The organism is Clostridium sp. AM27-31LB (genome assembly GCF_003480745.1).
GTDB lineage: Bacteria > Bacillota > Clostridia > Lachnospirales > Lachnospiraceae > Butyribacter > Butyribacter intestini.
Genome location: NZ_QUJS01000001.1, coordinates 135782 through 148773, shown reverse-complemented (window position 1 = coordinate 148773; position 12992 = coordinate 135782). Strand labels below are relative to the sequence as shown.

14 protein-coding genes are annotated in these 12992 nt (G+C 31.8%); all 14 read right to left on the bottom strand.

Going from position 1 to position 12992, the window contains the following annotated elements:
- Nucleotides 1-154: 154 nt before the first annotated feature.
- Nucleotides 155-718, bottom strand: a complete 564-nt coding sequence (locus DW721_RS00625) for a hypothetical protein (protein WP_118744471.1) — start codon at nt 716-718, stop codon at nt 155-157.
- A 42-nt stretch (nt 719-760) separates the two neighbouring features.
- Nucleotides 761-1198: a hypothetical protein gene (locus tag DW721_RS00620; RefSeq protein WP_118744470.1), complete on the bottom strand. Its 438-nt coding sequence runs from the start codon at nt 1196-1198 to the stop codon at nt 761-763.
- 255 nt (nt 1199-1453) lie between these two features.
- Nucleotides 1454-3277, bottom strand: a complete 1824-nt coding sequence (locus tag DW721_RS00615) for an AAA family ATPase (protein ID WP_118744469.1) — start codon at nt 3275-3277, stop codon at nt 1454-1456.
- 307 nt (nt 3278-3584) lie between these two features.
- Nucleotides 3585-3998, bottom strand: a complete 414-nt coding sequence (locus DW721_RS00610; protein ID WP_147353215.1) for a hypothetical protein — start codon at nt 3996-3998, stop codon at nt 3585-3587.
- A gap of 19 nt (nt 3999-4017) precedes the next feature.
- On the bottom strand, nt 4018-4701 hold the full coding sequence (locus tag DW721_RS00605; RefSeq protein ID WP_118744468.1) for a hypothetical protein: 684 nt from the start codon (nt 4699-4701) through the stop codon (nt 4018-4020).
- A gap of 32 nt (nt 4702-4733) precedes the next feature.
- Nucleotides 4734-5399 (bottom strand): hypothetical protein, encoded by a 666-nt coding sequence (locus DW721_RS00600; protein ID WP_055944396.1) that lies wholly within the window; start codon nt 5397-5399, stop codon nt 4734-4736.
- A 68-nt stretch (nt 5400-5467) separates the two neighbouring features.
- Complete coding sequence (locus tag DW721_RS00595; RefSeq protein ID WP_118744467.1) at nt 5468-6241, bottom strand: hypothetical protein; 774 nt, start codon at nt 6239-6241, stop codon at nt 5468-5470.
- Nucleotides 6242-6293: 52 nt separating this feature from the next.
- Entirely contained in the window at nt 6294-6809 is a 516-nt protein-coding gene (locus tag DW721_RS00590) for a hypothetical protein (protein ID WP_118744466.1), read from the bottom strand.
- A 3-nt stretch (nt 6810-6812) separates the two neighbouring features.
- The gene (locus DW721_RS00585) at nt 6813-7271 is read right to left on the bottom strand and encodes a hypothetical protein (RefSeq protein ID WP_118744465.1); all 459 of its coding nucleotides are present in this window, start codon (nt 7269-7271) and stop codon (nt 6813-6815) included.
- 88 nt (nt 7272-7359) lie between these two features.
- Nucleotides 7360-8475: a zinc ribbon domain-containing protein gene (locus DW721_RS00580; RefSeq protein WP_118744464.1), complete on the bottom strand. Its 1116-nt coding sequence runs from the start codon at nt 8473-8475 to the stop codon at nt 7360-7362.
- 37 nt (nt 8476-8512) lie between these two features.
- Complete coding sequence (locus tag DW721_RS00575) at nt 8513-8956, bottom strand: lysozyme inhibitor LprI family protein (protein WP_055944408.1); 444 nt, start codon at nt 8954-8956, stop codon at nt 8513-8515.
- A gap of 246 nt (nt 8957-9202) precedes the next feature.
- Entirely contained in the window at nt 9203-10579 is a 1377-nt protein-coding gene (locus tag DW721_RS00570) for a YARHG domain-containing protein (RefSeq protein WP_118744463.1), read from the bottom strand.
- A 27-nt stretch (nt 10580-10606) separates the two neighbouring features.
- Nucleotides 10607-11554: an FHA domain-containing protein gene (locus tag DW721_RS00565; protein ID WP_118744462.1), complete on the bottom strand. Its 948-nt coding sequence runs from the start codon at nt 11552-11554 to the stop codon at nt 10607-10609.
- Between the two features lie 141 nt (nt 11555-11695).
- A complete protein-coding gene (locus tag DW721_RS00560; protein WP_118744461.1) occupies nt 11696-12949 on the bottom strand; it encodes a hypothetical protein in 1254 nt (417 codons plus the stop codon).
- Between the last annotated feature and the right edge of the window lie 43 nt (nt 12950-12992).

Below are 12992 nucleotides of genomic sequence, written 5' to 3'. Positions count from 1 at the left end.
TCTTTTATAAATTATTTTATTCAATGTAAAAGACTTTATATAAACAAATTAATACTCTGTTTACTAAATTTATATATTAGATTTTAAATTTTTATACTCTGTCATAATCTAATACTTATAAATACAAACTCTTTTCATTTATAATTCTATATAATCAATACAAGACAATATCATCTCCAGAAAAAATACCCTCACAGAAAACAGTTCCATCTTTTGATACAAAGTAATATCCTAAGTTAGTAAAATGGTCTTGTACAAACTCACTTATTTTTATAGCCCAGTATTTTTTTCCTTTAAATTTATATGGAGTATCAGCAGTTGAGACATAGGCATATTCACTACCCATAAAAGTTTTTACTTTTTTTACAGCCTGCTTTTTCGTAATATTTCCCTTTGCTTTTTTTACTATAATAGTACACTTTAATATTTTACCATTTACTTTAGCTGATATACTTGTTTTTCCTACTCTGCGTCCAACAATTTTATTTACCTTTTCTGAAGTTTTTGATATATCTGAAATTCTTCCTGTGGCAATTTTACTGTTTTTGTAAGTCCATTTAATCTTTGAAGCATTTCCAATCAATTTTAACTTTTTACACTCACCAACTTTTACAACAATCTTACTTTTGTTAAATTTATATGCCGCACTAGCTTTTTTATCACACAACAGAAATATTGTAAATATACACATTAAAAATATTATTCTTTTTAACTTCATAATTTTCCACCTCTATATATTATAATATCAACATCTACTGTTTTATAATTTCGTTCCGCATGATTCACAGTAGCCGTCTCTCCATGATTTGTCACCAAGTACTCTACCACATGAAGCACAAAATTTTGGTTTTACCGAATTTTTTGCAGCAGTTACATTTGATATTTTTCGTTCTGACGAATTCATCGACATCATATTCGCTTTGTATTCTGAATCTAAATCTAAATATCTCCTTATGTCATAATATACCCTTACCAAAAAACACCCTATTAAAAATAAATATAATAATGTCCATATAGGTTTTCCATACATTTCCTGTCTCCATACCCTTAATACTGATTTTTCTTGTACATATGCATCAAATACAATCATAATGCTAATAAATCCACCAAAAGCCGCCGGAAACTTTAACCATGCAGGTCCATAATCTTTCTTGTGCTGTGGATTAAATATCTTCTTTTCATATTCTTTTTTAGTCATTGAAATTTCCTCCTTAACTTCTGTAAAATCATTAAGTTAAACAGATATTCTCAATCCGCTCTGCTACTTAATCATAACACTATTACTGTTTTGCCTAATATACTTACATAAAATAATAAATAAAGACTCTGTTTACTACATCCTTGTTTTAAATTTAGTATAACAAAGTCTTTTTTAAAAAATATTTAATTGTAACTTTTGTCAATAAAAATGTAATTTTTAGCAATTATATTTTTTATCTATCATTGCAAAATTTTATTCGTCTGTTCCTATTAAAACTTTTTTTCCTTCAAATGCAAATCCATAATGTCTGATATTTTCTTTTTTCACTCCCGCTTTTAACAGCTCTGTATCATATTTCTTTTCTTCTATCTGTTGCAATGCAGATTTTACCGTTTCTTCTAGTGATTTTTCCATCGAATGATTGATAACTTTAAATTCAAGTATCAATCCCGGTAAATTGCTATTTTCTGTATCTCTCGGTATCATCATTACATCGTATCGTCCAAAACCACTCTCTTTATTTGACTTTATTATATAGTCTTCTCTTTTATCGACCATAAGTCCAAGTACAAATCCATGGTAAAAACGCGATGACTTTCTAGTCATCGCATACAAGTTTGAACTATCGTTCAAACTTAAGCCATTAGCTACTCCTTTACAGTCGTAGCATGAGGCTAAATCCTCCGGGCGTATTCTTGATTCTTCTTTTCCTGCAACATCAAAACTGCTAAATGTATCAAGTGCTATATCATTCATATAACTGTTCATGGCATAAAGGTCACCCGCAAGCATTGCTTCAATAAAATCACCTGTCATATTAGATCCATTGTCAAACCATTCTTCTATCATTATCTCGAACATTTGCTCAACTTCTTTATTTGTTAATTTTAATGTATAATATCTTTTTCTAAAATCTCCTTCATATCTAATCTTGACAACCCTAAGATAACCACTTGCAAGCAACAGACTCCATACAGCATTTTCTCTCTTTTCAAGCTGATTATAAACTATCTGTTCGTCTATCCTTTTCTCTATAACTCCACCCTCAATAAGTATCTCCATTGTCTTTTTAAGATTTGGTGACCCTGTCTTTACTAACTTATTTACAAGTCCATTTGAACTGGAGTCTGCCCAATATGAACCAAACTTTCTTGCTTTAATAAAATTAAGTATCGACCACGGATTATATATATCATTTTTGTTTCCAAAAGTAAATCCATCATACCACTCTTTTACGCTTTGCTTTTTTTCTGACAATTCATATTTATCAAGTGCTAAAAACACTTCTTCTTCAGTAAAACCAAAATCTGTTTCATACTGTTCAGATGTTGTAGTCACTACCAACAGATTATTCAAATCCGAAAATATACTTTCCTTGGACACTCTCGTAATACCTGTCATTATCGCCCTTTCAAGATATGGGTTTGTCTTAAATGTATAGTTAAAAAAACTTCTTGTAAATGCAACAATCTCATCCCAATATCCATTTACATATGCTTCCTGCATTGGTGTATCGTATTCATCCAAAAGGATTATTACATTCTTTTTATAGTATCTGTTTAAAAAACATGAAAGATTGTTAATAGCTCTATATATGGTCTCACTTGAGATATTTTTATTTGCATTTATATCTTTTGAATACTCATCTAATTTCTTAAAGAAATTTTTTTCTGCTTCAGACAAAATATCACTCTCCAAAAGATACGCATGACTCTTATAGGTTTCGTTTATAATAGCAACCATATCATTCTTAGCATCTCTAAAAGTATTAGACTTTATCCCCGCAAAACTCATAAATATAACCGGATATGTTCCCTGAATTTCACGATACTTTTTTTCTTTCCAAATATCCAGTCCCTCAAACAACTCTCCCCTGTCCTTATATTCAACTGAAAAGAAACATTTTAGCATATCCATGTTTAATGTTTTTCCAAAACGGCGTGGTCTTGTTATTAGCGTAACATCATCCTGATTTTCCCACCATTCTTTTATAAACATCGTCTTATCTATATAAAAACAATCATTTTCAATTATCTTATCAAATCTCTGTTTTCCGATACCTACTACTTTCGCCATACAGACACCCCCAAAAAATAAAATTTTTCACGCATTTGTTATTATTCACACATCATCACTTTGCTAATTATATTAGCATTTTGATAATAGAAAGTAAAGAAAAAGAGCCTGTACTTTTATATTAGATTTTAAAATTTTGATACTCTGTCATAATCTAATACTTATAAATACAAACTCTTTTCATTATATTTCTATATAATCAATATAAGACAATATCATCTCCAAGAAAAATGCCCTCACAGAAAACATTTCCATCTTTTGATACGAAATAATATTATCTCTCTTTAATAACTTTATAAATTAAATATTATTTCTTCTTATATTTCTTTATACTTGAAGCCATTATAGCATATCTTTCGCAGTAATATCCGGATGCCGCTCCCATAAATTCTCCTTTTACTGTAACTTTTTTTCCTACATACTTTGACATATTTGCCTTTAAATATGCGCATTGAATCATTATTCTTTTTTCACTTGACTTCTTTTCCCAAATTGAACATTTACACTTTATTTTTTTATTTAAAATCAAGTCATAATTCAATATCTTTTTTCCATTACCTGCTATAGCATGATGTTTTACCACTTTTCCGGTTAAAGTCACTATTTTAAGCTTATCACCGTCATATATCTTAGCTTCGGCACATTGAGTTTTTCCCATAACTCCAGTAAACAACACTGTAATTAACACAATATAATTTAGTATATTCTTTAGATTTTTCAATTTTTCTTCTCCTCCCTCTTTACAAATACAAATCACGGTTATCTTCCGTATTTTTATATAATTGTATTTTTGTGTACTTTTTAGCCTTAAGCATCTTCTTTAATGCCGCCTTATATTTTTTATAACTTGTTTCCTTTCCATTTATCTTATAGGAAGTATAATATACAGTCATTCCGTAAAAAGATTCCTTATGTTTTGCCTGCTTTTTATATGACTTATCGTCCGTTCCTGAATACTCCGCCTTTTTAACTATTTTTCCGTTATTTTTAATTTTATAATATGTCCCCCAATATGCACCTGTATGTGCATCGTTAACTAATATAATTTTTGATTTTTTATACCATTCAAATCCATGACATAATAAGACTTTTTTTACCTTACCTTTTACATATCTAAATATTTTTACACTCCCGTCAGCCCAGCAGGCTTCTGGATTTTCTACAACCAGTTCTTTTATTCCATCCCCGTTTAAATCAATGCAAGCAAATTTATAATTTTTTGTTTTATTGACATCAGGGGCACTGGAATAATCCTCTCTCCACTTATGTTTTTCTTTACTTAACAGCTTTCTATAGGCAGTTATGGCTTTTTTATTTGTATCTTTTGCATATGTCTTTACAGTTTTTATATTAATTCCCGTTATCATAAGTGCTGCAATCAATATAAGTGATAATATTTTTTTACTTTTCTTCATTCTGTTCATATTCTTGTCCTTTCTTTAATCATATTTTTGCTTTACAACAAATCAGAATACTCAATTCTATATCCACCAGTATATAAAGTATGGTTATCCAATCCACATCTCAAACCAAAATGTGGATCTGCGTCCTCCCTCTCTCCTATTATATTTACCTTTAATTTTCCATTTTTTACGATAACTGTTTTCATCCATTCTGCCTGTTGTGCTCCACCATATATGATAAATCCTTTATGTCCGATATAGGCATATACCTCACTATGTAACGCTTCTACACTTCCTATCTTTTTAATTTTTCCTTTTTTCCAGTCATATACATAAAATCTGGCATCTGCCTCTGAAGACCCTGCTCTTACTATCAATTCTGCAACACTATCGTTATCAATATCTGTCAGATAATAGCCGCTAATATACTTCTTTCCTAATGAGTTATCAGTATTATAGCTTTTTACTATCTTTCGATATGCTTTTTTTATTTTCGCAGGCATTTTTTTTACACACTTTTCTTTAACAATTTTACTCAATTTTTTATTATATTTTTGTGCTTTTTTATATTGCCCTTTCTTATAATACTTTAAAACTTTTTCGATATTTTTTGTATCCGAACTCACTGAAGCAGCAAATACATTTACATTATTTGCTAACCCGTTAAAAAACAATATAACAGCTACTACAGCCGCTAATATCCTAATACTTTTTTTCATTATCACAATTCCTCCTTACATCTTTTCTGCTTTTCTTAAGTTTCACATTTATAGTTCTTCCTTCAAATTTAATCCCATCCATATTTTTTAGGTATCTTTTTTCCCCATCCCGTTATTGCTTTCTTTTGTTTTCCGTTATATTTGCAGGTATATACTTTGTATTTCCAGTCACTTTCACGGACTACATAGTAATATATTTTGTTATTTTCAAACTTAAGTAAATTACCATCGCATACTTTCTTTTTTCCACTTCCATCTAACTTAAAAACATTAATCGGATCATTACTTGGAACTCCTGAAATTGTGCTTGCAACTACATGATTTCCATCAACCAATACATTCGCAACTACTGATGTCATATATTTTTTTCGTTTCTTTTTTAAGTCATAAGCATATAATTTTATACCATCTGCTTCCATGTCTATTCCGCAATATAAATACCTTCCACTACATCCAGATACAACATAAGATTTTCCAGATATGATTTTCGTATATTTACCTGTTTTAATATCATATTTATAAATACAATTTTTAGTTTCATACGGTGATATTTTTTTTACAACTACACTGTAATAAATGATTTTTCCGTTTGTTGTAAAATCAGTAGTCGTATTTTTTGCAATGGTCTTTTTCACTCCATTTTTCTTCATTATAATTTTATATTTATACGACCCTGCTTCTTCATATTGTTTTGCCACAACAGAAATCCCTTTAATAGTTGTATTTCTATTTACACCTCGTTCAGTTACATATTTATCTTTTGCATCAGCATTTTTGCTTACTCCTAAAAATACCATTACCATAAACAACATTATTATAATCTTTGTAATTTTTTTATTCATATATATCAATCCCTTTCGTTTTTATCCATTTGGCGTCCTATTAAAACTTCAATTACAATCTGTACTGAATATCTGATACTTGCCTTTGCATATCCGCTAATATAAAATTTGTTACAAGGCTGTTAGCAACTGTCATTCTTTCATAGTCCTCACGCTTTTCCTGATTTCTTTCTATTGCAAGTAAATGATTTATATTATCCATTCTGCTTCTCTCTGCTATCTCATTACTTTCAGACAACAATGCTATCTGTTCTCGCTGGTTTTCAAGTGCTTCATTCATTTTTCCAATAACACTTTTTAATTGTTCAATTATTTTTTCAAGCAGCATCGTCTGTATTATTTTATCCAAATCATCCTCTCTTGAAGTTGAAAAATAATCATATAAATATGCTATCGGATATATGTTCCTAAAACGGCTCGGTATTATATTTATATCATATAAATCTTTACTTAACTCTGCTGCTTCTTTTCTTCTCTTAACCAAGTATTGTCTTTGCTGTTCCAGTGCCGCTCCTCTTTCCTGATACTGCCTTACTATCCAATTATAATTCTTCTTAAAATCTGACAATTCCTACCCGTATTTGTTCATATTCTGTTTATATTCTTCTTTTATATTTTTATTATATTTATAAACATCATATAATATAGAAAAACCAATCCAAAATAAAATTGCATTAATAATAAAGAAAATAACAAGTAAAGTATATTTTCCAAATAATGTCATTATTCCAGCTATAATCGTTTCAAAAATTCCAGTTACTTCTTTATTTATACAATTATAGATATATATATTTATAACAAGTGCTATGATTGCAACGACAACAACCATTATACCTCCATCCTCCGAATAAGAGGCTTTATTTCCCATCTGTGGTTTTTGTGGCGGTGTTATATGATTTAGCTCATAATTGTTTCTCTTAATATCGTTTTCCACTTCGCTTATTTCATTATTCAATCTGTTTCCAACACACTCGATATAATATACATCTCTAAGATATGGAACTAAAAAATCCCTATTGTATCTCGCCATACTTCTCCTCCATTTAGTACATATTTTCTATTGTTATTTAACAAACACTCCCACCCATATTAATTTAAATTTCTCTTGTATTACACTGCTAATTTACAAACAGATGGTCTCTTTTTTTATAATAAATGTTATTTAACACAACTGATATTGAACAACATATTATCATCGCTATTATATCTGTAATATACTGAGATACACTTACCTCTAACTCATATGATTTAAAAATAATTATAGCAGCAAGCCATTTTATACAATTTATTACTGATGCTCCTATTATACAAAATATATATTTTTTCCAGCCATTCCTCCTCTTTTGCATCATTTCTCTCCAGACATACAGTTCAACTACACACCAAAAAACATTTATAATAATTACTATTATGTCTGCAACTTTAAATGCCTTATAAAATTCATATACAAAATATTCAGCACTCTCTGTATTAGTCATGCTTATTATGATTTTTATAGCACTACCTAAACTATACAGTATCCCAAGTAAAAATCCTGCATAGACCAAGAAATTGTGCCATTTCATCGGCAGCTCCTGCTGTCCGTTATTCATATACATATTTCCGTTTGGATTTATCTGCTGTCCCTGCTGCGGATACTGTCCATTGTTTATTTGCATATTTCCGTTTGGATTTATCTGCTGTCCCTGTTGCTGATACGGTTGCTGCTGGTACGGCTGTTTCTGTCCGTTGCTCATTTGCATATTTCCGTTTGGATTTATCTGCTGTCCCTGTTGCTGATACGGTTGCTGCTGGTACGGCTGTTTCTGTCCGTTGCTCATTTGCATATTTCCGTTTGGATTTATCTGCTGTCCCTGCTTCTGATACTGTCCATTGTTTATTTGCACACTTCCGTTCGGATTTTGGTACGGCGGCTGCTGAAATTGTTGCTGCTGATATGGCTGTTTCTGTCCATTATTTATTTGCACATTTCCGTTTGGATTTTGATACGGCGGCTGTGGAAACTGTTGCTGCTGGTATGGCTGTTTCTGTCCGTTTCCCATTTGCATATTTCCGTTTGGATTTCCCGATTGTCCCTGCTGTGGAAACTGTTGCTGCTGATTTTGATTATTTATAATGTTATTATAATTTTCTGCCTGTATTTTTTTTGCTGACTCAATTCCTAATCTGCTGCCGCAATTAACACAAAATCTTGCACTCATTTGATTTGCATATCCACATTTTAAACATCTCATGTTTTATTACCTCCTTTTATCTTTTATTATCAATACCTTACGCATAATTCTTTATAAGCCATTTAATTCTGCTTTTTGTCTGTTTTGTGAGTGATAAATTATATATCATTGTATAACCACTTCCACCTTTCCAGCCTGACGCAGCTTTTTTTGCCGTTTTATCTCTTTTCTTTATCCATTTCAATTCTGATGCAACTAATTTTTTTACCTTATTATTCGGCAATGCTTTTTTTATCTTGTTATAATCTTTGTTTAATTCCTTATCCCACAATTTATACTCCTCGCCAGAGTCCTTATTCATTTCATATTGCGAACCGGAATATGTAAATTTCTTTTTGCATTTCTTATCCAGCTTATTATAACTTTTCATATAACTTGATTTCGTTCCTGCATATGTTTTTACTGCCGAAAAATTAATTCCTGTAAATACAACTGCCATTACTAATATAATTGATAGTACCTTATGTGATTTCATTTTCATATTTTTCTCCTCTCCCTCCTTTAACCTAATAATAGGCATTTGCGAAACTATCATAATCAGTAATTAAATTGTGCATCTGTAACAAATAATGTTAGCAGTGCACTTTGTCACCGTCAGCACTTAGTCAGCGTATTTTGCTGACTTATGTACTGCTACGAGTGACAAGTAGCAAAAGCGTGCCTGCGGTATTATTTGTTACAGGTGTGCAATTAACACAACATATAACTAGTTTCGCAATCAACCAACCTAATAAGCAAAATTATTTGCTATATAATTAAAATCTTCGTAGCTGTATTCTTTTGCACCTGATGATATTCCAAGTTTTTTGCAATATTGATTTCTCTTTCTTCCGAAATTGTCAAAATTACTTTTCTCAGCAGATGTGAATACACTTCGTATCTTATTTGGATCGTCCCCTAAATTTTGATACCATGACTTACTTCCAAAATATACTACAAGTGAATTTGTTGAAAATTGTGCTCCATATCTTGCAGATATTTCATTTATCGCAAGCGTAAACCAGCAGGCTATCTCTCTGTCAGTTGCCCCTTTTCCTTTAAGCCATGTCTCTATTTCATCAACATCCATAACATAATTACGGCTGTCATATGCTACAAATTCATTTCCATAACTGTCATAATTATCTCTGATACTTGGAAGATATTTGTATTTGTAGATAACTTTTTTCTTTGCTTCTGTATTATTTACAACATTTTTATATTTTTTTACGGAAGTTATCAACTCATTTTTATATGTATTCAATTTTTGAGCCACGCCTGATTTTATTGCATTTTCAAACTCCTGCAATGCCGATAATGCACTATTTCTGTTCGTATTAATATTTTCATTTCCGGATATATCTTTTCCACTTGCTGTCTCGTCTATCTGCCCTATATTATCTTTATACTTTTTCCAAACGACATAATTTTCCTGTGCATCACCATATTGGTTACACTGACTTACCACTTTCTTAAAGTCTTTTTCTAAGCTGTCCATGTCATTTGCTTTTATTGTATTTTTTAGTTTTTTTACGGCTTTTTCGCTTGCGGACTTATAACTGCGGCATTGTTTTGTCAGCTTATTTTCTTTTATTTTTTTATTGTATTCTTTTATTTTATCTGAATATTCTTTAACTTTACTATTATACTGTTTTAACTCCGTAACCACATTGTTTAAACTTTTTATGCTGTCTTTTATTTCTTCCTCATCTGATGAGTCAATATTTTTTATCATCGCCGTAAGTTCATCAAATTTTTCTTTATTGTCGCCTAAAAAACTTATTCCGGCTTTTTCTATATTTTCTTTCAACTGATTATAATCGTCGTTCAGGTAATCCTTCGATGAACTTCCTTTCATATTTGCAAAAACCGCAATAGCAAGCATAGCTGCCATAACAACTCCTAACAGAGCATTGCATATGTATATACCTTTTGAAGTTTTTACTGTCTCATAATCATGTGCTCCTTTTACATTGTTGTAATCTATATTACTATTTCCATTTATATTGTTACCTTGAAAGTTTATATTACTGTTTCCATTTGCATTCCCCACATTAGCACCGCATTTTTCACAAAACATATCTGCATCGCCAAGTATATTTCCGCAATTATAACATTTCTTCATTTCTGCCTCGCTTTCTATAGTTCCTCCCTATAAGATTTCCAGAATTTCTGAGCCATCTGCTATTATCAGCTTTTCTTTCTGAGTCAGTTTTATTGTCTCTCCGTCCCGTATGATTTTCCCATCCTCAAAGCGTATGCCATTTTTTGAATAACATATAATACTTATAAACGTTCCCGAAACATCCATAAAAATCGTGCAATGTTTTCTGCTTACTTTCGGGCTGCTAAGCACAAGATTACATTGCCCCGGGTCACGCCCGACCACTATACTTTCTCCGGGACTTAATTGCAATGATGCCCCTTTAAATGTTCCCTCCGTACCTAATATCATCCCTTTAAGTGTTGTTCCGTAAACAGTCGGTGGTACCGGTATCGCATCTGGCTTATTTTCAAAAGCTCCCTGCTGAATATCATTGTCATAATAACCATATTGCTGCTGGATATTTTCCCCATAACCATTTCCATTAAAATCACTTGAAACCGAATTGTTGTCATACACATTTTTTTCTATTTCATTTTCACTTTTTATGCACCCCATTACAATGTCATATACTAATATGCCTATTGTGCTCAATAATATAAACAAAAATCCAAATTTTACTGAAATGCCTTTATCTCTGACTCCTGTTATTGATATGTAAGCAAACATTTCCATTATCAATATACAAACTGATGATATTATTGATATAACTGCCCCTGCCATAAACTGCTTATTGGCAAGTCCTATCACAAGAAAAACTATTGCCATAACAAAAAGCAAAATCAATGTCACTATCACAAAATTTCTTAAAGAATTAAGTGCATTAACATATTCTTTTGAAAGGTCTATAGACGAATAAGATAATATTGTTATTCCATTGTAAAGTTTGTAACTGCCCGAATTGTAACTTACCAAAGGCATAAATAAACTTAGCAAAAGCATTATACATATCTCAATTCCCGGTAATGTGAAAATTATATTCATATTTTTCTTCATTTGCTATTCCCCCTAAGTAACTTGGTTATAATAAGGATTTTTTGATTGTATTACAATGCTAATTTACAAACAGATGGTCTCTCTTTGTATAATAAATGTAATTTAACACAACATATAATTATTTTCACAATCACCTATATCTTATGAAAATAATCCACTTAAAAGCCACCCACCTATACCGCTCAGCGAATCTGATATTGCCTGCTGGATAAAATAACCTAAAATCTTTCCAACTATCAGACTTACGATAAACAATACAATGTGCATTACCAGTATCTCATACAGTTTTACAGATGGCTCTCTTTCAAGTACTTCAAAATATCCGTATAAAAAGATAAAGTTTGTAAACATAACTATAGGTATCACAAGCAACATTACTATCAGCATTATTATTGCTCCAATATCTGAATTAAATATCTTTACGACATACATCATTGCTATAAAAAATATTACATATGCTGTAAAAAGTATTACTCCAGCCAATGTCTTTACTGCTATTACCGCATAGGTCTGTATGAAAGTTATATTTTCATGGAACAGGTATTTGCTCACGACAAACATTACTCCCGCGACCAGCAGTCCCCACAAAAACATCCCAATCAGTATCAGTATGGCATATTTCATTACACTATTGAGCATATCCTGAAATACACTTCCAAATATCTGATCCTCTAAATTTGCTCCTATTATCGCACACGCTATAAGCAGTTCAATCAATAAGACAAACATTGATATGCCTGATATTATAAGCGACTCAGCTATTGAGTTTGAATTTCCAAGATTTTTTACGGCATTTAACGGTGACCTGAATGTATCTACTGCTGTAGACAATATTCTTTTTCCAATTCCCGATGCCATCTGGGAGATATTACCCTGATTTCCATTTGGCTGCGGCACCTGATTCCAACCGGAATAACATCCGTTTATCGGCTGTTGTCCCGGATAATCTCCGTTTATCTGCTGCTGTCCCGGATACCCTCCCGGATAATTTCCATTCGGCTGCTGTCCCGGTGCTCCTCCCGGATAGTTTCCTCTTATCGGCTGTTGTCCCGGTGCTCCTCCCGGATAGTTTCCTCTTATCGGCTGCTGTCCCGGTACTTCTCCCGGATAATTTCCGTTTATCGGCTGCTGTCCCGATACTCCTCCCGGATAGTTTCCTCTTATCGGCTGCTGTCCAGATACTCCCCCAAGATGATTTCCGTTTATCTGCTGCTGTCCCGGTACTCCTCCCTGATTATTTATTTTCCGATTCTGTTCTTTTTGTTTCTGCATATAATACTGTTTTCTTAACTGTTCCTGTTCTTTTGCGAACTCAATCTCACGCTTTTTGCTCTGCTCGCAGTTACATTTCTCACCGTTTTTTAATTGCTTTCCGCAATATCTGCAAAATGCCATTTTTATCTCTCCTTTCCGTTTGCCGTTCATCGCTGCCATGCTG